Here is a 23,847-nt window from a genome sequence, read left to right as displayed (position 1 = left end):
TATAGTATACAGACTTAAAAAGCTGAATTTTTGAACAAAATGTATTTAAAGCTAGTGATACCAACGGTTTACAGAGTTCAACTTTGATTAAAAGCATACAAAAAGAGTGAATTCGCGTTGAACATGTAAAGGTAAAAACCTCTTAAAGCTAGTGATACCAATGGTTATACGAAATTGAACGCATTGAACACTATAAATAATACAATAAATAAGTGTAAAAAAGAATTAAAAAATATAACAAAAGCAGTTGACTTATTATTATTATAGTAGTATTATATAAGTATAGTAATTGCAAAATATGGTTAGGGGGTATAAAAAATGGAATGTTTGCAACTGGATTTTAATTATATCCAAGAGGAAGAAAAGGACAAGCAAGAGAGAAAAAGATTAGTTGAGGAAAATATGGGATTAATAGGAATGGTTTTAAAAAAACCTGCTATTAAAAAAATATATAGTAAAAGATATGAGTATGAAGAGGTTTTCCAAATGGGAGTTTTGCACCTCATAGCAGCTTCAAACAGATTCGATGAAAGCAAGAATATAAAGTTTTGCACTTATGCAACTAGCTTGATTTACTACGGTATAATGAATGATTTGTATAGGGACAAATGGTACTTTCATAGAGAGGCAGATAAGGAAAGAGAAGGATATTCAAAGTTTGTAAGTGTTGATAGATATAGTTTAAACGAGCAAGTAAAGACAGAAAGACAAGGAGAGAAACCAATTGAGAAAATAGAGTGCTTAATGGATTCTAATAACAGTATGGAAGAAGCTGAATTTAACGTATTCTATGAACAGGCAACACATAATTTATCTAATGTAGATAAGAAAATATTTGAATTATATTTTAAACATAAAAAAACACAAAATGAAATTGCAGAGATATTAAATGTTAGACAAGCTACTATAAGTAGGAGAATAATTAAATCATTAAATCAAATAAGGAATGAATTAGGTGTATCAATTAAAGAATAGTTGCATATACTAGCACTATAATAATAACAATAAGAGGTGTAAAGGTGAAAATAGGAATTAGAAAACCTAGTATAAAGAAAAGTATTAAAGCTAGAACAACAGGAAGAATAAAAAGGAAGGTTAAGAGTTCGATAAATCCCTTGTATAGTAAGAAGGGAATGGGATTTGTAAATAATCCTAAGAAAGCAGTTTACAATAAAGTTTATAATAAGACTAGTATTGGTTTATGGGAATTAATTAAGAAAATATTTAGAAAGTAGGTGTTAATATGGAAATTAAAACGATGAAAAAGATTATAGGTATATCAACAGGAGGTATTTTAGGTTTGAGTATTCTTAAAATATATCCTATTGCAAAGGCATTTACTGTTGTTGGCGTAAAGACTACTATTCCATTTTTAGGTGTTGGAGCAGTTCCTTTTTACGCTTTTTGTATATTGATGATAGGTGGATTGACTTATAATAATGTTATGGAAGTTAAGTTAAAGAAATAATTTGATGATATTGCGAAGTGAAGGAAGTGTTAAAAAATGAGATGTGATTATTGTGGAGTGGTTTTAGAGGAAGATAATAGAGAAACAGAAACAACTTGCATAACTTGTTGGGATTTTTGGGAGTCGGATTATGATGTTAGAGATGAGGAAGAGTAATTTTATGATAGGTAACGTTAAAATATCAGAAGTTATGCAAGGTTTAGAAGAGATAAAAGATATATACGGAGATAAAGAAGTTTGTATTTTAAGGATAATAGATAGAGGAACAGAACGAAATTTATTTGTTGAATTTATGGATTATTCGACTCATGAAATAGAAGTAAAAACAGAAGATTAATTCGCAATTCAAATAAATTAAGAAGGTGATTAAATGATATACTTAATTATAATACTAGTTATATTATTTATTAGCATTAAAGCACTAAAGAAAAATACTAGATATGAGAATGTAAGTAAGAAGGATTATAACAGGCTTGTAATTAATAGAATTAATGCAATGGGTGGTATAGAGTTCGAGCAGTTTATGGCTTTTATATTAAGGTTCAAAGGGTACAAGGTAGTAGTTACACAAGCGAGTCACGACGGTGGTGTAGACCTTATTCTGAATGATGCTATAATAGTTGAATGTAAAAGGTACGGAATGAATACAAGAATAGGAAGTCCAATAATAAATAAGCTTGTAGGAGCAACGGTTATAAATGGTAAGTCTAGTTGCATATTATTAACCACAGGTGAGTTGACCAATGATGCAAAAAGTGTGTTTGCTAATGCAGTAAAGCACTTTGATATTAAGTTATGGGATTATGATTATATAATGAAATTAGTAAATGAAGTGGACCAAAACAAGGTAATGAAATACTTGAAGGTGTAGAAACCTTCTTTTATTTAAACTTAAAGTGTAAAAAAGAAAAAAATAATAAAAAAAAGTGTAACAAAAACATTGACTTATGACTATTATAGTACTATAATAAGAGTATAGAAACAAACAAGTTGAGCAGCAACATAAAATCATACTTCGTTGTTGGCTAAGAAGATATATTCGGAGGGGTATAAAAAAATATTGGAGGGTTTAAGAATGAAAATTAAAGAAAATGAAATGACGATAATGGACGCTATTAATAGTTTAACTCATACAGTTGCAGCGGCAAATATATTAGGCGATTCAGCAAATACAGTTATTCTAACAATTAGAAAAGGTGCGATTGATATACATGGTTTTATAAAAGATGAACACGTAAAACCTGATGGGAAGTTTGAGGGAATGGCGTATTTTGAAAATGAAGTATTAAAAGAAACATTCTTTGAAGATATGAAATATATAGAAAAATGGATAACAAAGAATTTTATAAAAGGAGAATAACAAATGAAAGATAAAGTAATGGAAATAGTTAGTCTAGCATATGACCTAGACAATTTATATAAAGAGGTGGAGGGCGACAATAGTAGTTGTTGCATTACACTGATAGGAAACTACTTGACGGTATGTAGACACAAAGCAGGAGAAATTATGGACGGTTATTTCAGTGTAGGGACTATTGGAATAAGAACAGATAAAAAAGAAAATGAATTGAAATTGAATATAATAATTTCAAGATTAAGAGTTGAAGTGGAGGAGTATATTAAGTTAAAAGAAGAAATGGAGGTTATTTAATGTTAAATATCAATGAAATAATAAATAACAACGGTATGGATAAAACTGAAAAGATAAATGCAATAGCTAATTGTATAAAAGGATTAGAAGAAAAGATAAAAAGAGAAAAACAAGAAGTGGAAAAGATAAAAAACTTCTTAACAGGATTTATGAAGGATTCTAATGTTAAAAAGATAGAAACTATTGAAAATACAGTAAGTTTAAGTAAAAAAGCTGATACACTAGTTATAAGTGATATTGATAAATTAATTGTATATTTAGAAGAAAACGGACTTCAAGAGTTGATTTCAACAAACGAAAATAAGGTTGTTGATAAAAAGGAAATTAAAAACTTGATATTAAAAGGAATGAATATCCCTAATGACATAGCTAAAGTTGAAACAGGGGGAGAAACAATAAAAATAAAATAAGAGTGGGGGATTTACTTCCTCTCTAGGAGGTTAATTAAATGGAAGAAAACATAAAAGCAGGATTATATTTAAAACTTATGAAAATCCAAACTGAATTAAAAGCTCCAAAAGGTCAATTTAATAGTTTTGGTAAATACAAATATAGAAATGCAGAGGATATATTAGAAGCTTTAAAACCTTTACTTAAAAAGAATAAGTGCTCAATAATAATTAGCGATACAGTAAAGTCGATAGAAAGTGGAAACTTAGCTAGATTTTATGTAGAAGCTACAATAACGCTATTAGATTGTGAAACAGGTGCTACAGTGGAAAGTAAAGCACTTGCAAGAGAAGAGGAAGTTAAAAAAGGTATGGATGGAAGTCAAATAACAGGTACTGCTTCAAGCTACGCTAGGAAATACGCTCTAAATGGTATGTTTGCTATTGATGATACTAAAGACAGTGATTTTACTAATGATGGTACAGAAACAGAAGAAGAAAAGAAAGTAAGGAAACTATATGCAGAAGGTAAAAAGGCAGGGGTAACGCCTAGTCAAATTATTCAAGTTATAAAAAATGATTATAAAAAGATTAGAATAGAAGATTTGACAAACGAAGAGTATAACACAGTATTCGGAAGGTTGAAAGCTAAAGTAAAGTAAGAGGGTTTATCCCTCTTCATAATTTGAGTATTTAGTACACAATTCAAAGAAATTAATATACAGGGGGCAGGGAAGTGAGAGTAAAATTCACGGAAGCGGAAATAAAGAAAATAATGAATAACATGACTATTATAATTGATGGTAGAGAACAAAAAGCAGAATTGTATAAAAGGTGGTATGACAACCATAATTTAAAATATATAGATAAAGAAGAAGCTAAGAAAATGCGAAAAGCAGGCTTTTACAGTTTATCAGCAGGAGATTATTCAGCAATGCTACCTGTTGGTTCGATACCGGGATTCGATAGAGAAATATGGTTCGATAAAGATATTGTTATCGAAAAGAAAGGAAGTTTAAAAGAATTAGCAGGTAATTTAGCTGAATTAAAAGGGACAAGGATTCAGCAAGAGTTCTTAAAGTTGCAAAAGGATAATACTAAAGTTTATATATTTTTAGAGGACAACCTATTTCATAAGCATATAAGAGAAGGTAAGGAAAAGCATATAGGACTATGGAATAAAGAAACTTTATACAGAAGAATAAAAGATTTTGAAGCAGAATACGGAACTGTAATTGTACCTATTGCAGCAGAATATATGGCAGCTGAAATATACCACACTTTATACGCTTATGTATTTGCTATATTAAAGAGAAGGTTTTTAGTAGAGGATAGGAGGGTAAAAGAATAATGGAATTATACCTTTTAACTAAAAAACATTATGAAATAGCAAAGAAAAATGGATTAAGTAGAAAAATAGTATATGAGAGGGTTTGGAAAAGCGGTTGGAGTATAAAAAGAGCGATAACAGAGCCTAAAAGAAACAATAATAGTGAAAGTGTTATTGAAAGAATGACAGAAGAACAAAAGAAGTTATATATAGAAAATGGACTTAAACCACACAATATATATGACAGAATGAGATTGAGTGGTTTAACTTTAAGTGAAGCGGTTGCAAGACCTCTAAATGATAGGAAGCATTTAAGGGGGAAAACTAAAGATATAACAGAAGAACATTATAAGATAGCTGAAAAGAATGGTATTAATAGAAATTTAGTACAGGTTAGGTATAGGAAAACAGGTGATATAATGCACTCGATAACCTGTCCATATGATAAAAAGAAAGCAACTAGATTAAAATAAAAAGATTGATTATTATTGTTATAGTGCTATAATAATATTATAAGTATTAGGAGGATAAGAAATGAATAGCATTAATATTGTTGGAAGAATAGGAAAAGAACCTGAGGTTACACAAAGTCAAAGCGGTGTAGCTATATGTAGATTCAATGTAGCAGTAAATAGAAGAGGTCAAAAAGATATAACAGATTGGTTCCAATGTGTAGCATTTAAGGGAGCGGCCGAAAATATTCAAAAGTATTTCAGTAAAGGTTCAATGATTGGATTAAGTGGAGAAATACAGTTCGGAGAATTTACAAATAAAGAAGGAATTAATATAAAAACAACTACACTAGTAGTAAATAACTTTAGTTTTTGCGGTAGTTCAAATAATAGCAATAGTAATAATAACCAAAGTAGTTTTACGGATGATATGACACCAGTAGATGACGGGGACCTTCCATTCTAGGAAAGGAGGAATAATAAATGAAAAAGACATTAAAAGAACTTAGAGCAGCTTATGGAATGACACAAGACCAATTAGCTAATCACTTAGGAATAAGTACACAAAACTTAAGAAACTATGAGAGTGGTGCTTATATGAAAATGAGAAGTGATTTAGAAGAGGAAATAAGCAAGTTATTCAAGGTTGATTTTAAGTATATCAAAGAAGATTATATAAAATAGTGGGGAGTTATCCCCTTTTAAACATAGAGGTAAAAAATGGAAGTTTTAATAATACTGCTTAGTTTGATTTTACTAAGTGGGCTAGTTAATTATGTACAGTATAAATATATATAAAGAAGTTGAAGAAGAAATAAAAGAGAATGAAATAGAAAATGAAAAGTTAAGAAATGAAATTATGAAATTAAGATTTAAAAAATAAATGGTATAAAGGGGTATGTTATGAAAGAGGAAAGATTAAATAGAAGAAAGCAAATACAAATTATAGATGGTGTTGAGTATGCGTGGTGTAGCACTCACCGAAAGTATGAACCTAAAGAAATGTTTTATAAAGAAAAAAGACGTTGGAATGGTGTAAGAAGTGAATGTAAAGTGGCTTCTAGGGAAAGTGTTAAAGAATACAGAAGAAAAAATAAAGCTGAAATTTCTAAAAGGGAGAAATTAAAAAATCCAAATTACTTAGAGAAATTAAAAAAGAAGCAAGAAAAGATTGACAGAGAATTGAGAGGGGAATAATTTCCTCTTCTTTTTTAAAATAAATAGTGACAAATAGTATAAAATAGTATATAATAATAATATAATTTATTAAGAGGTGATAATTATGACAGTAGAATTAAGAAAGAAAACAATAATAAACAATGTGACTGAAATGGCAAAAGCTTTAAAAGTAACAAAACCTACTATATATAGATATATGAAAATGGGTATGCCTTACAGTGAACAAGCTAACGGGCGTAAGTGGTTCGTACTAGAAGATTGTAAAGCATGGTTATTAAATAACTAGGAGCGAAAGAGGGTTTTTGAAATGAAGGTAAAACTATCAAATAAAGGGTATAAGATAAAACCTAGTGGATTTGATTGTAGTAAAATACAAAATGAAATAAAAAAGAAAGATTGCAAGGAAGTTGATTTTAAGCAGTTAGCTAAATACATTGAAAAAGGGTATTCGTTTGTATTAGCTGAATTTGAAGCTAAAGGAAGCTTAGAGGAAGAAAATATAATAGGTGTGGAATGTTTAGCACTAGATGTAGATAGTAAGAATAATCCTGTAAATATGTTTGAGTTTATTAGTTTGTTGGACACAAAGTTTAATATAACTCCCGTAATAGCTTATAGGACGTTTTCTGACGCTGATTACAGTAAGTTTAGACTTATATATCAGCTAGAAAACAAACTTGATACAGAAGCTTATAGACTATTATATAAGGCTTTAATTTGGAAGATAGATAGTAAAGAAAAATTTTTAGATAAAAGCACTTGTTATCCTTCTAAATTATGGGCAGGAACTAATAAAGAAGTAATTTATAATACGGACCATAAAAAAATAACATTCAGTTTGGTCCACGGTTTAGTTAATAGATACCTTTACAAATTAGAAAGAGAAAAGAAAAAGCAAATAAAAAAAAACTCCTTTAATACAAGTTGTGGTGTAGTTGCTGAAGGTTTTATAAAGAAAGAATACAAAGAAGAAGTAAGAACTTTATTGATAGAGAACATTAGTTTGCTGGAATTTATTCAAGAAAAATATGGTGGAAGTTTTAAGAAAATTGCTAATAATTATATAGGTAGATGTGTTTTACCTTGCCATACAGGAAATGGAGATAATAAAAGTGCATTATGTATTACAGAGGGTAAACATATTTACACTTGTTATAGTCATTGTGGAACAGGAAATATAATCACACTGGCAAAAATGTTTTATAATACTCAAGATACTTCAGAAGTGTATTTGAAGCTTGCAGCAGATTACAACATAAATATTCCTAGCGAGTGGATTTTTAATAGGAAATAAACAATAGGAGGTAAAGGGGAATGGGAAACAATGTAGTTAATTTAAATAATATTAAGCAAGGTTATTCCGTTCCATACATAGAATGGAAGTACGGAAAACTTAACAAGGAAGGAATTATGATACCTTTTAAAATATGGGAAAACTTAAAGCAGCTATTAGATGAAAACGGGGTAGAGGTTAAATATAATGTAATTAAAAGAGAAGTCGAGATAGAAGGACGATGCGTAAATAGTAAAAAAAGAAATGGCGTTATTCAAGATATATTTAGCTTGCAGGTGAAAAGTGGGCTTAATATGAAGACACAGAATGAAGTTAAATCAGCTTTGGATAGAATATCGGAGGACAACCAATACAATGAGTTTATTGAGAGCATAAAAGAAAACGAAAACACTGATTATTCTATTATAGAAGAGGTTTTTAATTGTATTCCTCTAGGTGAAGAGAATGAGGGGCAAAAAGAATTTTACTTTAAGTTGTTTACCAAATGGTGCTTAAATGTAGTTAAAATGGCTAACAATGACATTGATAATGGTTATGTGGCTAATGGTGTGTTAATTCTTCAAGGTGGACAAGGGACACGTAAAAGTACTTTCTTTAAGACTTTATTTTCTCATATGCCTAGCTATTTCAACAGTGAAAGTAGCATAAACCCTAGTAATACTGACAGTATAACTAAAGAAACTTCTTATGTAGTAACTGAATTAGCTGAAATTGGAACTATTCTTAAACATGAAGCAGATGACTTAAAAAGATTCTTTACCTCTTCATATGATGAATACAGAAGCCCGTATGCAACAGTAAAAGAAAAGCACCCTAGACTATGTACTTTTTGCGGGACTGTAAATGACAAAGATTTCTTAAGAGATAGAACGGGTAATAGAAGGTTTTGGATAATACCTGTTGGTGGATTGATAGATATAGAAACTCAATCAAGCTTTGATATGGCTAAATTTTGGGGAGCAGTATTCAGTTTATGGAAGAGTAACAGTTTAACGGATTACATTGACCAAGAAGAACAAAGGAAACTTGCTAATTTAAATATAACTTATAACCTAGAAACAGATACAAGTGTTGTTTTAACAGATATTTGCGATTGGGAAAGTGACGAGAGGACGTGGGTATATGTCAAACCTTCTAATCTAGCAAGATACTTAAAAGAAGCAGGATTAGGAAATAATATAACATCTAAGACACTGATAAATGAAATGGAAAGGCGTGGTGTTCCTATTAAAAATCATAGAATACAAGGAAGTACGAGAAGGTGTTTTAAAATGCCTAGACCTGCGGGAATATTAGTTGATTATTTAGAAATTAAATAGGGGGGGTATCCCCCTAGGAGGGTACAAAATGGGTATGATAGATAATATTATTAAAAATACAGATAAGGAAGAAAAAGTGTATCAAGAGTGGTTAAAAGGATTCGCGACTAGTTACAATAAATTAGTTGCAAGATTAAAAAAAGCAGATAATTTCTTTAATAATCCTGCTGCTGATATAGAAGTTATAAGTCAAGAAAAATACCTTAACGCCTATACAGAATTAGTAATAGAATTTACTAAAATGCAAAAGGAATATAAGCAAGTTACAGGCGAGGAAATGACACTAGCAGAAAAAGAAAATGGGGTTAAAATGTAGTTGACAAGTTATTATTATAGTACTATAATAAAGGTAGAAATTTAAAATAAAAAGGAGATTTATAAATGGCTAAATTATATGAATTAACAGAAGGTTACAGGAATATCATGGAATTAATTGAAAGTGGAGAAATGGAGAAAGAAAGCTTAGCAGCAGCTATAAGCACTATTGAGAATGATATGGGGGAAAAATTAGACAATATTACTTGTATCATAAGAGAATATGAGAGAGATATAGAAGCTATTAAAAAGGAAGAGGAAAGATTAAAAGCTAGAAAGGTAACATTAGGAAATGCAATAGAAGGATTAAAACATTATATAAAAGTAAGCTTGCAAGAAACAGGAAAAAAATCACTTAAAACGTCTTTAAATAGTTGGACTATAAGGAAAGCGACGCCTAGTGTAAATATACTAGATAATATGCAGATACCCAAAGAGTTAACTAAGGAAAAAATTACAATAGAAGTTGATAAGAAAGCTATAAAAGAAAAGATTCTAAATGGTGAACAGGTTGCAGGAGCAGAATTAATATATAAAGAAAGTTTATTGATAAAGTAAGATAGAATAGGGCTTAAAGCCCTCTTCTAAAAAAAAACTTTATTTTTTTAATAAAATAGTGACAAAAAGCGTAAAGTAGTATATAATATAATTATAGTAAGGGAATAAAATAAATTAAGAGGTGTTTAAAATGAATGAATTGATTAAAAGGTTGGATAAAGTTAAGAGTAGCATAAAAGGAATACAGTTCTTAACCGATACAGGTGAAGTGGTAGAAATAGAAGAGATAGATTTTAAATCTAATGGTTATTGTGGGTTTGAATTATGTAGAATAGTAAGTAAAAAATCAAGAAGAGTACTAGGTACAGTTAAAAATCATTTTAATGTAACAGGTGATGAAGTGAGTGGTCAATATGCAGAATTTACAGGAATAGAACTTGTAAAAGAACCGTACCAAGTGTTAAGTTTCAAAGGAACAGGAAGAGAACTTAAAGAAGAAGTTGAAAAGTTAAGGAAAATATACAATGTCGAATAATGTAATAAATTTCTTAAATATTTTTTTTAATAAAATAGTGACAAAAAGAGTAAAATAGTATATAATAATATTATAGAAAATAAGAAAAAATAAATTAAAGAGAGGTTTTTAAAATGGAAAGATTTAAAATTACAAATTCAACAAAAAATGAGGTTGCGAGAGAAGTTAAAAAGTTTATAAAAAACAAATTTGAAAGGGAAGTATATACAGAAATGGCTATATTTTATGATGTAAACAGCGAGAGTTTTTATGTTACTGAAAGTGGAAATATAGATAAATGTGAAGAGAATGGAGATTGTTTTTACAAACTTGTTACATGGTTTAAAGCAGATAACGAGAAAATAACAATTAAAAATATAATTAGTAAAATATTTAATTAGGAGGGTTTTTAAATGAAAAATTTAACAAGTTACTTAAAGGTGAATAATATAGCGTTTGGTGTATTTGATACTAAGAAAGAAGAAGTTAAAAGAATATGTGTAAGGGTGGAAGAGCTGAACAAATATCCAAAGATAGTAAAATTCATAAAAGATAATTACTTTTGGGAGATGAAAAAGGAAGTAGTTGAAATATTGGCACTTAAAGAAGAATGATAGAAGGGGATTTATCCCCCTCTTGATTAATGCAGCCTAAGACGGTTACAAGCCCGTTAAATGCAGAGTAGTCAAGAAAAGATAGGAGGGTTTTTAAAATGAAAAGAAGTATTAGGGAAAAGTTAATAATAAACATAATGCAACTAGAGGGTAGAAAGGTTGATATTACAGGAAGTGGGATAGTAGAAACCTTTGCAATGACTTCAATAGGAGCAGAAGAAATTGAAATGTATTGTGAGGAAGAAGGATTAAGAGTAAGTAGGTTAGAAAATAGCTTAATAATTAGATACGCTAAAAAGAATATAGTTATTTGCAAGATATTAATAACAATTCCAATCCAGGTTGTAGAGGATATAGAGGTTAACGCTGAAGTGGTAAACAATGAAGTTGCAGCAGAAGTTGAAAAGGTAGATTTAAACAACTTAACACCCATTGAAGAATATGTAAAGAATCTTGTAATAATTGAAGCTTTAGAAGAAAAAGCGAAAAACAAAGGGTATTTAAGAGGTTTAAAGGTAAGGTTTAACAGTGAAACTTATGAAGCGAGATATTTAAATTCAACCGACGCAGTTATTATAAAAGGTACAGAATATAAAGATTTTAGGTTTAGAGTGATTAAGGATTACAAAGAAGTATTTTGTATTCAAGTAGAAGCTAAAAGAGGAGTAGAAGAGGACGAATGGATTTTCGATTATGAAGGAAGTTACTTTATATACAGAAAAAGAAAAGCTTTTACAACTGAATATGAGTATAAGCAAGTAAAAAATATATTATTAGAGTTGCAGGAAGAGGAAAGGGATGTATTACTAGAAATGTATAGAGAATATTTAAATAAATAGGTGGAGGGGTATTCCTGTTTCACTAAGGAGGTTTTATAATGGATTTAATAACCTGTGGACTAGTCGCAGGAAGTGTTGCAATAGTCTACGAAACTTATACAACTCATAAAAACAGAAGTACTAAAGAGTATAAATTATTTGAAGAGATTGCAACAGATTGTAAGCTTGAAGGTTGTAAGCTAGTAAGACTAGAAGAAACAAAAGTTGGTTTTGATTTAATAGTTAAACTAAAGACAGGATATAAACTTGAGGATATAATTAATAAAAAGGAAGCTATTAGCAAGGCGTATGAGTGCAAGTGTTTAGTGGAGGATATAAAGTTTAGCAATAAGGTTAAAATACATTGTATGACTGCTGAGAAAGAAATAAAGGCTATTCCATTGCAACCTATTAAATGCACACCGTACCAACTTGTATTAGGATTTAATTATCTAGGTGAACCGATAACGATAGATATAAAAAAAACTCCACATCTAGGGGTATGCGGTGCAAGTAATAGCGGGAAGTCAAAAGGCGTGGAAGCAGCACTTAAAAATATAAATGATAAGATTGATTTATATATGCTCAACTGTTTTGCTGATGATTTTACAAGTTTGAAAGGTGAAAGAATTAACGAAATTGATGATATAACAAACTTCTTAAAAGCAGTAGTAGAAAGTAAAGAATATCATAAGCAGCCACAGTACATTCTTATTGATGAATACAACGTACTTAGTAAGGTTAAGGGAGTGGATAAGGCTATTCAGGATGTATTAGCACAAGCAAGGCATTATAACGTATTTCTTATTACATTAATGCAGATAGGAAATAAAGAAGATTGTAAGTTTAAGAATTTATTTAATTGTAGACTAGCATTTAGGACAATAGAAGCTAGTACACTAAAGGCATTTTTAGGAGTGGACACGCTACAAGAAACAGACTTGCAGCAGCAGGAATTTTGGTTGTATCATACTGAATTAGTTAAAGGGAAAACTTATACAATAAAATGTTAAAGTAAGGAATACATTTACAAAGCTTGTACTATAATAATAAGGAAGAGGGAAAATATAAATAAAAGGAAGGTGAGAAAACTTCCTGTTACATTGTATTTTATTCGATAACCCTCTTCTTTAAATTAAAAAGGGGGAAGAGGTAAATTGAACAGATGTATAATAGATAAGTGTACTAAGATAATAGGGATTAAAGGAGCGGAAGAACAGAAGTTACAGGCACAAGAAGAAGCAGCAGAGTTAATCCAAGCTATTAATAAGCATAGGAGATATTTAGGAACTAAAAGAGAAAAAGAAGTTACATTGAACCTTATAGAAGAAATAGCAGACGTAAAAACAATGATTACACAGTTAGAAATAATATTTAATATAAATCCAAATGATATAAAAGTAATACAGTTAAGTAAATTAAATAGGGAAATGGAGAGGGTAAGAAATGGTAGATAGATTAGAACATTTAAAACATAATGGAAAGATAGATATAGAAAGAAGTCTTTTAAACATATTTAACAAAAGAGTATCAAAGGAATTGAATAAGAAGTTGGAAGGTGTTAAGTAGTGGGTAAGGGATTAAGTCTTAAAAAACTAAAAGAAATGCACTTTTACATTAAGTGGGCGAATAATACTAAGAAGAAGAAAGCTAGAAGAAAGTTATTATTAAAAGCAATTAAAGTGTATTTTAATTAAAGGGGTGTAACGGTGGGAATTTACTATGAAGAGGTTAAAATGGTACTAGATAGCTATGATAATAAAGTTAAATGTGGTACAATGATGAAGTTTATCAGCAGTAGCCAACTAGTATCATACGTGATAAAGAAAATAGGTCTTAATACTAGACCGGAGCGAAGAAAAGCAGTTATGAAAATGATAACTAAGTATGGACATGAAAAAAGGAAGTGTTTTTATGGGTAAAATAGCAATTACATTTATTACTATGTTTTGTATATGTTATGTTACACTTTTAATAATAGTTATGAAAGGAGAGGGGATTTAAAATGGATTATACTATAATTAAATTTATGGGTTTATGTTTGGTTTTATGTTCCATAATACTTTTAATAATAAATATATTAGAAAATTTATTATGGAACAAGCAAGAAATAAAAGAATACAAAGAAAAGGAAGAAGATAATGAAATTATAGATGAAGCTATAATTGATTTAACGTTTACAAAAGAAGAAACAGAAAGATTAAGAGTTATTAGAGAATTAGTAATAATAAGAAGTTGTGATACAGAACGTAAAATAAAAGCTTTAATTAATATAAGAAATTTATTAGAAAAGGGGAGTTTTAAAATGGATAAAAATGTATTAATAAATAATAATGTGGTTAGATTACAGGATACTAATAAAACAATATTAAACTTAGATAAAGTTGACTTGATTAGTTTAACTAATAGCGATTCTTTTTTAAAGTTTATAATTAACGGTTGTAGCACAATGGTTATTTATGATAGTACCGATTCATTATTAGAGGATTACAAGCAATTAAGCGAGTATATGTGCTTAAATGCTGAAGAGGAAAAAGAAAAGGTTAGTGAAGAATTAATTGATTTAATGAAAAGGTTGAATGTTAGCTTTTGTCCCGATCAATTTGGATTAGAAGAGTCTTACAAAGATTACGAATGTGACGAAGAAGAAAATTGCAAAAAGTGTTGGAATAAAGCACTAGGAATTGAAATACTTAAATAAATCTACTATAATAATAATAAATATATAACAATTATAGTAATAGTTAATAATATATAAGGAGGGGTAACCCTTCTTATTTTAATATAGGAGGTAAAATATATGAAGAAAAGAATATTTGAAACAGAAGAAAGTTTTATGAATAAATTTGAAGAATATTTAGAGAGCTGTGAACAAAGGGAAAGGCTACCAAATGTAGCAGGATTTTGTTTTTTTGCAAAGATAGGGAGAAGTAGTTTTTACGAACAAAAAGCATTTTTTCCGGACACCTTTAGCTTAATTAACAGTTCTTTGGAAGATGAAGCTTTGAATAATAAAGGAGTAGCACCGTCCGTTCTATGCTTATATCTAAAGAACAAATGTAGATATGCTGATAAGGTGGAGCAAGTAGTGGTTAGTGAAAATAATAATAAAAACGTGGATTTAAGTGGATTGACTTTTGAGCAGCTGAAGGAGTTAGCATTTAATGAAAATAACCAATCAAGCTAAGTGTTATATTTCAGCATTAAACTTTTGGAGTTATTGTAAGACGGTTGCACCTGATTTTTATAAGGAGGAAAGGACTTATTTAAAGACAATAGCCGATACACTAGAAGAGTTCTTTTATAGTAATGATAGAGTACTTTTGATAAACTTTCCTCCAAGATTCGGTAAAAGCAGAACTGCTACCCTCTTCACTCAATGGATATTAGGTAAGGACACTACATTGAAAATAATGACAGGTAGTTATAATCAAGATTTAAGTAAGCAATTTAGTGGACAGGTTAGAAATGCTATCCAGGAGGAAAAGACAGAAGAGGACACAATAGTTTATAGTGATATATTCCCAAATACAAAGGTAAAGTTCGGAGAAGCAAAAGCACATAAATGGGCATTAGAGGGGAATAATTTTACTAATTATTTGGCTACAAGTCCAAAAGGAAGTGCAACAGGATTTGGAGCAGACTGTTTTCCAAAAGGAACTATGATAAGTACAGTAAATGGATTAAAGGATATAGAAGAACTTTATTTAAATCCTTGCCCTATTTTGTCGTATGACCATAAAAATAAAGTTACTAGATATAACAATATTCAAGCCACAAGAAGAATTGTAAAAAATGAATTTATAGAATTGACCACTAACACGAGAAATAAAATAAAATCTACTTTAGACCATAGATATTATGTAGAGCATTTAGGATATATAAAGGCGAAACATATACAAGTAGGATATTATTTAAAAAACGAAAATAACGAAAAAGTAATGGTTTCATCAATAGAATATTCTGAAGGCGAAGAGTTTGTTTATGATATTCAAGTAGAAAGAGATAACAACTTCTTTGCTAATGGAGTTCTAGTCCATAATTGTTTGATTATAGATGATTTAATAAAATCCTTAGAGGACGCAAATAACTCGAATGTTTTAAATAAGCAATGGGAGTGGTTCACAGGGACTATGTTTTCAAGATTGCAGGGTAAAAGAAAGACCATAATCATAATGACTAGGTGGACAAAGAAAGACCTTGCAGGAAGAATGATAAGACATTGTAATGAGGTCCTTAAATTACCTGTTAAGCATTTATGTATGAAAGCCTATGACGGTGAAAAACACTTATGCGAGGACGTTTTACCTGCTGAAGAATATGCAATACTAGAAAAGACCATTCCACTGGCTACATTTAACGCTAACTACAACCAAGAAACAGTTGACGAAAAAGGAGCACTGTATAAGAAGTTCTTAATTTATAATCAGTTGCCAAATAACATAATAGCAATAGAAAACTACACCGATACTGCCGACAAGGGTAGTGATTACCTTTGCAGCATATCCTATGCAGTTGATACAGAAGGAAACGCTTTTATACTTGACATAGTTTATACAAAAGCAGCTATGGAAGTTACAGAGGGGTTAGTGGCCAAGTCATTGTATGAGAATAAAGTGGCCAAGGCCCGTATAGAAAGTAATAACGGTGGGCGTGGATTTGCTAGAAACGTAAAGGCTAAACTTAAAGAAAAGGAATATAAAATGGAAATGCGTTCATTCCACCAAGGGGATAACAAGCAAACTAGAATATTAACAGGTAGTAGCCTAGTTGAAAACACAGTTTATTATCCTGTTGATTGGGAAAGCCGTTTCAGTAATTATGCAGAGGATATAAAAGACTTCCAACGAGAAGGAAAGAATGAACATGATGATTGTGCTGATGCAATTACAGGAGTTGTAGAATATGCAGGAAGAAAAGCGAGAAGAAAGAATAATAACTTCAGTTGGTTTAATTCCGATAAGAAAAATATTAAAAGTGAGGTAATAGAGTAATGTTTATATATCAAGATTACTTAGAAGCAGATGATAAAAGTAAATTTATATTAAAAGCTATTAATGAGCATTTAGGAGATAAGGCGGTTAAATGGGGGTTGTTAGCTAAAAAGTATTACTTAGGTGAAAATTCAGCTATATTAGACCGTTTCAATTGGTTCTATAACGAACTAGGCAAAATGGAAGTGGACAACTTCAAGGCTAATAATAAAATCCCTAGTGAGTTCTTTAAAAAGATAGTATTGCAGGAGAATAGTTACTTATTAGGTAACGGGATTACTATTGATGAAGAGGTTAAGAAAAATATTAGCGAAACTTTAGATAATAAAATACAAGATAGTGGTATAGATGCACTTATTGAAGGTGTTTCGTGGATATATTGTTATATAAATAATGGTAAGTTTGAGATAAGCACCTTTACAAATGCTGAGTTTATCCCTCTTCTCGATGAAGAAACAGGAGAAGTTGCAGCAGGAATAAGATTTAATAAGATTGCAGAACACCGAAACACTATTATCGAACTATACGAGCCTGATGGAGTAACTAAGTATAAGGCTAAGGATATTAATAAGGCTGAAAGCTTAATACTACATACACCGAAACAAGCTTACATTATCCATAAAGCTAGTAATATAATTGACGGTGAATATGTAACAGGTGTAACCAATTGGACTAAGTTACCTATATTCCCTATGTATGCCAATAGAGAAAAGAAATCCGAATTTAGTCTAGGATTAAAAAATAAGATTGACTTGTATGATATTATTATATCCGACTTTGGTAATAACTTAGAGGATAGTCAAGATGTTTATTGGGTACTGAAGAATTATCAAGGTCAAGATATTACACAATTTATGAGTGAATATAAGAGATATAAGGCTATAAAGGTTGAGAGTGACGAGGACGGCAACGGTGGGGACGCTACACCACATACAATAGAAATACCATATCAAGCAAGAGAAATTGCACTTAATTTACTTGAAAAGAAGATATACAAAGAAGCAATGGCACTTGATACTGAATCAATTACAGGCAGCAGTTTAACAAATGTAGTTATCAAAGCAGCCTTTACAGATTTAAATACCAAGTGTGATGCTTTTGAAAACTGTGTCCTAATTACACTTAAAAACATAGTAGATTTATACAAAGAATATGCAAAAGTCAACAAAGATATTGAAATAAAGCTAATTAGAAGAGAGTTAGTAAATGACACTGAAACAGTTGATAACATAGTTAAGTTTAGAAATGACATTGATTGGAGGACTTCACTAGAGTTAAATCCTTACATATCTACTAAGGATATTGACATAATAGAGAAGAGAATGGAAGAGGAAGCTTCTACGATGTTTAACAGAGGGGCAACCCCTAACTATATGCAACAAGAAGAAGAGGATAATAAGCCAAATAAGGCTAATGAAGAGGAATAAAGGAGAATAATAGTTATATGGTCAATGAAAATGTTAAACTGATAAAGGGTGACTGTTTAGAAGTTATGAAAGAAATACCTAGTAAGAGCGTGGATTTGATTGTAACAGACCCGCCTTATTTAATAAATTATCAAAGTAATTACAGAAAGAAAAAATATGATAAAATAGAAAACGATTATAATTCTAATGAAATGATAATTTCTTACTTTAGTGAATGCAATAGAATTTTAAAAAACAATACTGCTATTTATTGTTTTTGCAGCTGGCACAATATAGACTTTTTCAAGCAAGAGTTTGAAAAATATTTCAAATTAAAAAATATAATAGTTTGGAATAAAAACAACACGAGCATGGGTGACTTAAAGGGTTCTTACGCCCCAAAACACGAGTTTGTACTGTTCGGTCATAAAGGGAGAAGGATTATTAATGGTTTTAGATACCCAGATGTTATAAATGCAAAAAAAACCGGAAACAAGTTACATCCAACACAAAAACCAGTAAATGGATTGTTGGATATATTTATAGAAACCTCTTCAAATGATAGCGACATAATTTTTGATGGTTTTATGGGTAGTGGTTCGACTGGAGAAGCGGTTTTAAAAGTTGGAGGTAGTAGAAAGTTTATTGGAATAGAAAAAGATGATAATTATTTTAACATAGCTTATAAGAGGATTTTAGGAGAATAAATATAAGAGGTATTAATATACCTCTTTTTTAATAGGAGGGCATAGAATGGAAGATTTAGCACATATATTCACAGATAAGGTTTTAACCGATGCAGAAAATGAATTAAGAAGTATTTACTATAAAGCTTTTAGAGAATCCAAAGATAAAATGGAAAAGATAGTTAAGAAAATTACAGTCAATAAGAATATGACAGACCAAGAAATAATAAAGGAATGGAATAAGTACAATAGGCTTGATGAAATGTGTGGTTTAATTGCTGAAGATATAAAAAATGCCAATATAGAAGCAATAAAACTAATTAATAGAGAGTTAGTTACTGTCTATAGTGAGAATTATAATTTTGGAGCATATACAACTGAGAGAATAAGTGGTATTAAGCTTAATTATACTTTATATGACAAAAAGGTTATACAATCAATCCTTAACAGTGACGAAAACCCATTTACACTTATGAGCATAGAAGAGGGGAAGGACAAAGCTTATATATTTAGAATGTTAAAGAGAGAACTTGCAGCAGCTATAATACAAGGTGAGGGAATACAGGATATTGCAGCAAGGATAAGCAAGATTACAGGATATAACGAAAATAGGTCCACTTTAATAGCTAGAACAGAAACTACAAGGGTGCAAAATAAGGCTCGACTTGATGCTTTTACTTATGGAGCAGACCAAGGGCTTAAATTAAAGAAGAAGTGGGTGAGCACTATCGACAATAGGACTAGAAGTAGTCACCAATGGCTTAATGGAGAAGAGAGGGAACTAGATGAAAGTTTCAGTAATGGACTTATGAATCCAGGTGCTTTAGGGGGTGCTCCTAAGGATATATGTAATTGCAGGTGCACTGTAATAGTTGAATTTAAAGGCATAGAAAAGACCTCAAAGGAACTTGAACTTGATGCAGAGTTAAAGAGAATGTCTTATAAGGAGTGGGCAAAGAATTGATAAGATATGAAGATAATACAAATAAATTCAAGCAAGAGTTGAAGAGGAAAAGAGGATTAATACTTTATGCAATAGGTTTAAAGTTCCAAGCTTTATGTACCAAGATAATTACTAGAAATGGTATTGTTGATACAGGGAGGTTGCGTTCGTCAATTACCTTTTACACTAAAGATAAGGTTGGAGCTCCTTTGAAATCAACTAAGAATAGTAGGTCTAGCGACTATCTAACAGGTTCAGCTAGTGAAAATGAACTTATAGTTGGAAGTGGAGTTGAATATGCTTTGAAACAGGAGTTGGAATCTAAAAAAGGTGCATTTATAAAACCTGCCTTGTTAGAATACAGAGATACTTATAGAAGAATAGCAGAAAATATATTAAAAGAATAAAAAAATAAAGCAGGTGGGTAGCCTGCTTTTTTTACGGTATAAAAGGGTTATTAAGAATCTATGAGATTTTCTACCAAATAAAAAATCTAAGAGTGTTTTATTTATGTATTTATTATAGCACTATAATAAAATAGTGTCAAGCTTTTAAATAAAAAAATAACTTGCAAGGACACAAGTCATTTTAATCTTTTTGTATTTGAATTAGTTTAAAAGGTTATTTATATTATAACACATATAACTATAAGTAACAATTCAAAGTGATATAAAAAATAATACAAATTAATACATATTAAAATAAAAAAGAAGAGGAAATTTCCTCTTCTATGGCTAGAAATAAATAAATTAAAGTAAGTTACTATTACATTGTACATTATTTAGTAAAATAAGGCAATAAAAAAAGCAGGCGGGTGACCTGCTCTCGAAAGGGTTTTTAAAATAAATTAATAAGGTTTTATATATAATATGCCTTTTCGTTAGAAAATGACATTTATTTTTAAAGGGAGTAGGAAGGACACATGGTAATCAAAAAACTAAAACTGCACCAAATATAAAATATAAAATAAAAAATTACAAAAAGGAGATGAATTTTTTACCTTCCTACAATTATTATTATAGCACTACAATAACAGTAAGTCAACTATATTTTTCCAATTAATTAAAGTTTTTTATGTTCAATATTAGATTTTTTAGTGTTCAATAAATTCAATAAAAGTTGAACATTTTGTTCAAAAATTCAATAAAAATTGAACATTTTTGATTATTTAACTCTTAATGGCATAAGTTTTTAAAACTGCTTTGTAACCATTTTGTAACTTTTATATCGTAAAGAAGTGTAATAAACAGTAAAAAGTTCAAAAAACGTTGAACATTTTATTTTTCGCATTGAATTAATATTGAATTGGTGGTGAAAGCTAGATATACCAACGATTTCAGCCATTCAAGTTTATTTAGACCTTTACACTATGTTATATATCTTTGTACTATTTGCCGTTCAATTTGTTCAAAGTGATTGAACGCAGTCATACCAACGCTTAAGAGTCATTCTAATTCAACTTTGTTCAACTTTGCATTAATAAAAAAGTTGAAAGTGAACGGACTGAAAGCAAGCAATATAAACGATAATCCTTGAAATGTTCAAAATTCAATTGTATTTTATAAAATATAATATATTTTTATATATATTATATATCCCTTATATATATATAGTAGAGAGACTTGAACATTGAACAATTGAACTTTTTTATATATAAAGTGGGTATTCTAAAGGGCTAGAGTGCGTTCACTTTCAACTAAAATACCTTGAATTTGCTGAATTTTTATTGAACACATTGAACAATTCAACTTTTTAACTGTTGAATTAAATAGAGATAACTTAATCAATGTAACGGTGTTCAGTGAATAGATTAAACTTTTTTAGCATTGAACATAAAAAATCAATGTGATATAATGAAATTAACTTAAATATATTTTTGCTTAAAAGTTTTAATTAATAGAAATATGCAAATAATATTAGATAAGTAATTAACTTAGGTTTGCAACCTTAAAAGCTAGGAGGAGTTATTTATGGAGAAGAAAGAAACATGGAAAAAGGTTTTAGAGTTCCCGAAGTATGAAGTTAGCAACATGGGAAGAATAAGAAAGAAGAGCACTAAGGTAAAAGGTGAATATAAATATTTAAAGAATACAGTCGGTGCAAAGGGCTTTTTAGTTATAGGACTACAAGGAAAAGACAAGCGTTGTGTAAGGACTGTACACAAAATAGTTGCAAAAGCTTTTATATCTAATCCGAGAAGAAATAACTTTGTTAATCACATAAATGGTGATATTAAAGACAATAGTGTTAATAACTTGGAGTGGGTACCAAATACTATTTATAGCAACAAGAATAAATAATAAAGCTATTTTAAGACTATCAGTCTTTTAATATATAATCCTAAGAGTAGCACTCTTAAAACGCTATATAGGAGGAATTATGGATATAAAAAGAATACTTAAAAAGTTCAGCGTTGAAGAATCAATAATCGAGGATATGAAAGACGAAATTACCAAGGAAATTGGTACAGACTTCATACCTAAGACACAATATGCAAAGAAGATAAATCAAATAGATTTATTACAAGAAAAATTGGACGACCTAGAAGCTAAAGAGGGTAAAGATGATGGATACAAACAAAAGTTCGAAGATGTAACTAAAGAGTATGAAGCTTTTAAGAATAACATAGAAACCACTAAGGTAACGGACGAAAAAAAAACTATCTTAAAAAGCTTTTTAGCAGAAAATGGTTATACAAATGGAAAAATAGTTGACTTATTACTTAAAGAAGTTGACTTAGAAAAAGTTAATTTAGAAGAGGGAAAGTTAAAGGATTTTGATATTAAATCAATTGACGATAACTATGCAGAGTTTAAAACTAAAGTTAATACAGGGGGAACGCCGCCAGCAGGAGGAGGAACAACACCACCACCAACAGGAGATAGCGACCCACTTGCTTTAGCTTTAGAAAATTATATGTAAAAAGCAGGAGGAAAAATAAATGGCACTTACTTTAGTACAATCAAAAGTTGGTATGGCTAACAAAATGGACCAAGTCGTTATAGACATTTTTAGAAGGGAATCAAGATTGCTGGATATGTTAATATTCGACAATGCGGTTTCACCAGGTACAGGGGGAAGCACTCTTACATACGGGTATCAACAAGTAAAGACACCTTCAACAGCTGCGTTTAGAAGTATAAATGCTGAATACACAAGTGGAGAAGCAGTAAGAGAAGCTAAATCAGTTGACTTAAAAATCTTTGGTGGTAAATTCGGAGTTGATAGAGTTATTGCAAATACTAGTGGAGCAGTAGATGAATTAGCATTCCAAATGGCTCAAAAAATCAAGGGTGCAGTAAACTTATTTAACTATACGTTAATTAACGGGAAGAGTTCAGTTTCAGGACAGTTCGACGGTTTAGATGCTATGTTAAAAGGTACAGAAACAGAATATATCCCAGCTGCTGCAATAGATTTATCAACTACACAAGCTATGGACACTAACGCACAGTTATTTGCAGATACTTTAGATGAGTGGCTAGGTGGATTTGCTGAAAAACCAGACTTCTTACTAGTTAATAACAAAATGGCTACAAAGATTAAGTCAATAGCAAGAAGATTAGGGTACTACTCAAGAACTGAGGACGCTTTTGGAAGAGGTATCGACAATTATGACGGTATTGCAATATTAAAATTAGAACAATACTTTGACGGTTCAGCTTCAAAAGAAATAATCGGAATTGATACTACTTCTAAAGAAACTTCTATATATGCAATTAAAATTGCTTTAGATGGTTTACACGGGGTTTCAGCTGTTGGAGATAAGGTAATTCAAACATACCAAAAAGCTAAGACTGACACAGGAGTAATTCTTGATGGTGAAGTAGAAGCAGTTATGGGAATAGCATTAAAGAACTCAAGAAAAGCAGGAGTTTTAAGAAAGATAAAAGTTATGCCCTAGTGAACCTCTTCAAACTTTAGCTGAAGAAGTTGAAGAACCTAAGAAGAGGACAAGAAAAGTAACTAAGTAACAG

37 protein-coding genes are annotated in these 23,847 nt (G+C 30.1%); all 37 read left to right on the top strand.

The features are described from left to right. The first annotated feature begins 318 nt into the window (after positions 1 to 318). The 37 genes from ACRDDY_RS02765 (at position 319) to ACRDDY_RS02585 (ending at position 23,774) form a co-directional block, all read left to right on the top strand. Entirely contained in the window at positions 319 to 975 is a 657-nt protein-coding gene (locus ACRDDY_RS02765) for a sigma-70 family RNA polymerase sigma factor (protein ID WP_438563440.1), read from the top strand. Between the two features lie 44 nt (positions 976 to 1,019). Continuing rightward, the gene (locus ACRDDY_RS02760; protein ID WP_438563439.1) at positions 1,020 to 1,235 is read left to right on the top strand and encodes a hypothetical protein; all 216 of its coding nucleotides are present in this window, start codon (positions 1,020 to 1,022) and stop codon (positions 1,233 to 1,235) included. 8 nt (positions 1,236 to 1,243) lie between these two features. Next, positions 1,244 to 1,468 carry a hypothetical protein gene (locus tag ACRDDY_RS02755; protein WP_438563438.1) on the top strand — a complete coding sequence of 75 codons (225 nt, stop codon included), beginning with the start codon at positions 1,244 to 1,246 and terminating at the stop codon, positions 1,466 to 1,468. 160 nt (positions 1,469 to 1,628) lie between these two features. Beyond that, positions 1,629 to 1,805, top strand: coding sequence for a hypothetical protein (locus ACRDDY_RS02750; RefSeq protein WP_438563437.1), 177 nt, complete (start codon positions 1,629 to 1,631; stop codon positions 1,803 to 1,805). A gap of 33 nt (positions 1,806 to 1,838) precedes the next feature. Continuing rightward, positions 1,839 to 2,339, top strand: coding sequence for a restriction endonuclease (locus ACRDDY_RS02745; protein WP_438563436.1), 501 nt, complete (start codon positions 1,839 to 1,841; stop codon positions 2,337 to 2,339). Between the two features lie 204 nt (positions 2,340 to 2,543). Beyond that, positions 2,544 to 2,828, top strand: coding sequence for a hypothetical protein (locus ACRDDY_RS02740; RefSeq protein WP_438563435.1), 285 nt, complete (start codon positions 2,544 to 2,546; stop codon positions 2,826 to 2,828). A gap of 3 nt (positions 2,829 to 2,831) precedes the next feature. Next, entirely contained in the window at positions 2,832 to 3,119 is a 288-nt protein-coding gene (locus ACRDDY_RS02735; protein WP_438563434.1) for a hypothetical protein, read from the top strand. After that, positions 3,119 to 3,529, top strand: a complete 411-nt coding sequence (locus ACRDDY_RS02730) for a siphovirus Gp157 family protein (RefSeq protein ID WP_438563433.1) — start codon at positions 3,119 to 3,121, stop codon at positions 3,527 to 3,529. The genes ACRDDY_RS02735 and ACRDDY_RS02730 overlap by 1 nt, the downstream gene beginning before the upstream one ends. Positions 3,530 to 3,567: 38 nt before the next feature. Beyond that, positions 3,568 to 4,170 (top strand): ERF family protein, encoded by a 603-nt coding sequence (locus tag ACRDDY_RS02725; protein WP_438563432.1) that lies wholly within the window; start codon positions 3,568 to 3,570, stop codon positions 4,168 to 4,170. 74 nt (positions 4,171 to 4,244) lie between these two features. Next, the gene (locus ACRDDY_RS02720; protein WP_438563431.1) at positions 4,245 to 4,859 is read left to right on the top strand and encodes a hypothetical protein; all 615 of its coding nucleotides are present in this window, start codon (positions 4,245 to 4,247) and stop codon (positions 4,857 to 4,859) included. Continuing rightward, positions 4,859 to 5,311: a hypothetical protein gene (locus tag ACRDDY_RS02715; protein WP_438563430.1), complete on the top strand. Its 453-nt coding sequence runs from the start codon at positions 4,859 to 4,861 to the stop codon at positions 5,309 to 5,311. Before ACRDDY_RS02720 ends, ACRDDY_RS02715 begins: the two co-directional genes overlap by 1 nt. A gap of 61 nt (positions 5,312 to 5,372) precedes the next feature. Next, complete coding sequence (locus ACRDDY_RS02710; RefSeq protein WP_438563429.1) at positions 5,373 to 5,756, top strand: single-stranded DNA-binding protein; 384 nt, start codon at positions 5,373 to 5,375, stop codon at positions 5,754 to 5,756. A gap of 17 nt (positions 5,757 to 5,773) precedes the next feature. Continuing rightward, positions 5,774 to 5,974: a helix-turn-helix transcriptional regulator gene (locus tag ACRDDY_RS02705; protein ID WP_438563428.1), complete on the top strand. Its 201-nt coding sequence runs from the start codon at positions 5,774 to 5,776 to the stop codon at positions 5,972 to 5,974. A 219-nt stretch (positions 5,975 to 6,193) separates the two neighbouring features. After that, positions 6,194 to 6,487, top strand: coding sequence for a hypothetical protein (locus tag ACRDDY_RS02700; RefSeq protein ID WP_438563427.1), 294 nt, complete (start codon positions 6,194 to 6,196; stop codon positions 6,485 to 6,487). A gap of 85 nt (positions 6,488 to 6,572) precedes the next feature. After that, complete coding sequence (locus ACRDDY_RS02695) at positions 6,573 to 6,755, top strand: hypothetical protein (protein WP_438563426.1); 183 nt, start codon at positions 6,573 to 6,575, stop codon at positions 6,753 to 6,755. A gap of 21 nt (positions 6,756 to 6,776) precedes the next feature. Further along, complete coding sequence (locus tag ACRDDY_RS02690) at positions 6,777 to 7,763, top strand: hypothetical protein (protein WP_438563425.1); 987 nt, start codon at positions 6,777 to 6,779, stop codon at positions 7,761 to 7,763. A 20-nt stretch (positions 7,764 to 7,783) separates the two neighbouring features. Beyond that, entirely contained in the window at positions 7,784 to 9,082 is a 1,299-nt protein-coding gene (locus ACRDDY_RS02685) for a VapE domain-containing protein (protein WP_438563424.1), read from the top strand. A gap of 28 nt (positions 9,083 to 9,110) precedes the next feature. Next, positions 9,111 to 9,398: a hypothetical protein gene (locus tag ACRDDY_RS02680; protein ID WP_438563423.1), complete on the top strand. Its 288-nt coding sequence runs from the start codon at positions 9,111 to 9,113 to the stop codon at positions 9,396 to 9,398. A 65-nt stretch (positions 9,399 to 9,463) separates the two neighbouring features. Continuing rightward, positions 9,464 to 9,955 (top strand): siphovirus Gp157 family protein, encoded by a 492-nt coding sequence (locus tag ACRDDY_RS02675; protein WP_438563422.1) that lies wholly within the window; start codon positions 9,464 to 9,466, stop codon positions 9,953 to 9,955. A gap of 130 nt (positions 9,956 to 10,085) precedes the next feature. After that, a complete protein-coding gene (locus tag ACRDDY_RS02670; RefSeq protein ID WP_438563421.1) occupies positions 10,086 to 10,430 on the top strand; it encodes a hypothetical protein in 345 nt (114 codons plus the stop codon). Between the two features lie 113 nt (positions 10,431 to 10,543). After that, positions 10,544 to 10,810 (top strand): hypothetical protein, encoded by a 267-nt coding sequence (locus ACRDDY_RS02665; RefSeq protein WP_438563420.1) that lies wholly within the window; start codon positions 10,544 to 10,546, stop codon positions 10,808 to 10,810. Positions 10,811 to 10,822: 12 nt separating this feature from the next. Continuing rightward, a complete protein-coding gene (locus ACRDDY_RS02660; RefSeq protein ID WP_438563419.1) occupies positions 10,823 to 11,023 on the top strand; it encodes a hypothetical protein in 201 nt (66 codons plus the stop codon). A 98-nt stretch (positions 11,024 to 11,121) separates the two neighbouring features. Beyond that, positions 11,122 to 11,862, top strand: coding sequence for a hypothetical protein (locus ACRDDY_RS02655; RefSeq protein WP_438563418.1), 741 nt, complete (start codon positions 11,122 to 11,124; stop codon positions 11,860 to 11,862). Between the two features lie 38 nt (positions 11,863 to 11,900). Next, on the top strand, positions 11,901 to 12,854 hold the full coding sequence (locus ACRDDY_RS02650) for an FtsK/SpoIIIE domain-containing protein (RefSeq protein ID WP_438563417.1): 954 nt from the start codon (positions 11,901 to 11,903) through the stop codon (positions 12,852 to 12,854). 144 nt (positions 12,855 to 12,998) lie between these two features. After that, positions 12,999 to 13,298 carry a hypothetical protein gene (locus ACRDDY_RS02645; protein ID WP_438563416.1) on the top strand — a complete coding sequence of 100 codons (300 nt, stop codon included), beginning with the start codon at positions 12,999 to 13,001 and terminating at the stop codon, positions 13,296 to 13,298. Beyond that, positions 13,288 to 13,410, top strand: coding sequence for a hypothetical protein (locus ACRDDY_RS02640; RefSeq protein WP_438563415.1), 123 nt, complete (start codon positions 13,288 to 13,290; stop codon positions 13,408 to 13,410). Before ACRDDY_RS02645 ends, ACRDDY_RS02640 begins: the two co-directional genes overlap by 11 nt. Before the next feature lie 140 nt (positions 13,411 to 13,550). After that, on the top strand, positions 13,551 to 13,763 hold the full coding sequence (locus tag ACRDDY_RS02635; RefSeq protein WP_438563414.1) for a hypothetical protein: 213 nt from the start codon (positions 13,551 to 13,553) through the stop codon (positions 13,761 to 13,763). Positions 13,764 to 13,846: 83 nt separating this feature from the next. Continuing rightward, a complete protein-coding gene (locus ACRDDY_RS02630) occupies positions 13,847 to 14,542 on the top strand; it encodes a hypothetical protein (RefSeq protein ID WP_438563413.1) in 696 nt (231 codons plus the stop codon). A 99-nt stretch (positions 14,543 to 14,641) separates the two neighbouring features. Beyond that, on the top strand, positions 14,642 to 15,028 hold the full coding sequence (locus ACRDDY_RS02625; protein WP_438511741.1) for a terminase small subunit: 387 nt from the start codon (positions 14,642 to 14,644) through the stop codon (positions 15,026 to 15,028). Further along, a complete protein-coding gene (gene terL / locus ACRDDY_RS02620) occupies positions 15,006 to 16,835 on the top strand; it encodes a phage terminase large subunit (RefSeq protein ID WP_438563412.1) in 1,830 nt (609 codons plus the stop codon). Before ACRDDY_RS02625 ends, terL begins: the two co-directional genes overlap by 23 nt. Then, entirely contained in the window at positions 16,835 to 18,262 is a 1,428-nt protein-coding gene (locus ACRDDY_RS02615; protein ID WP_438563411.1) for a phage portal protein, read from the top strand. Before terL ends, ACRDDY_RS02615 begins: the two co-directional genes overlap by 1 nt. A 17-nt stretch (positions 18,263 to 18,279) precedes the next feature. Next, entirely contained in the window at positions 18,280 to 18,948 is a 669-nt protein-coding gene (locus ACRDDY_RS02610; protein ID WP_438512792.1) for a DNA-methyltransferase, read from the top strand. A 46-nt stretch (positions 18,949 to 18,994) separates the two neighbouring features. After that, complete coding sequence (locus ACRDDY_RS02605; protein ID WP_438512791.1) at positions 18,995 to 19,891, top strand: phage minor head protein; 897 nt, start codon at positions 18,995 to 18,997, stop codon at positions 19,889 to 19,891. After that, a complete protein-coding gene (locus ACRDDY_RS02600) occupies positions 19,888 to 20,277 on the top strand; it encodes a hypothetical protein (protein ID WP_438512790.1) in 390 nt (129 codons plus the stop codon). Before ACRDDY_RS02605 ends, ACRDDY_RS02600 begins: the two co-directional genes overlap by 4 nt. Before the next feature lie 1,563 nt (positions 20,278 to 21,840). After that, positions 21,841 to 22,170 (top strand): NUMOD4 domain-containing protein, encoded by a 330-nt coding sequence (locus ACRDDY_RS02595; protein ID WP_438563410.1) that lies wholly within the window; start codon positions 21,841 to 21,843, stop codon positions 22,168 to 22,170. Positions 22,171 to 22,249: 79 nt separating this feature from the next. Further along, positions 22,250 to 22,792, top strand: a complete 543-nt coding sequence (locus tag ACRDDY_RS02590; protein WP_438563409.1) for a hypothetical protein — start codon at positions 22,250 to 22,252, stop codon at positions 22,790 to 22,792. A gap of 19 nt (positions 22,793 to 22,811) precedes the next feature. Next, a complete protein-coding gene (locus ACRDDY_RS02585) occupies positions 22,812 to 23,774 on the top strand; it encodes a major capsid protein (RefSeq protein WP_438563408.1) in 963 nt (320 codons plus the stop codon). The last annotated feature ends 73 nt before the right edge of the window (positions 23,775 to 23,847 follow it).

The sequence above is a fragment of the Clostridium sp. genome, assembly GCF_051656525.1.
Taxonomy (GTDB): Bacteria; Bacillota; Clostridia; order Clostridiales; family Clostridiaceae; genus Clostridium.
This window is presented reverse-complemented; position numbering and strand designations above follow the sequence as displayed.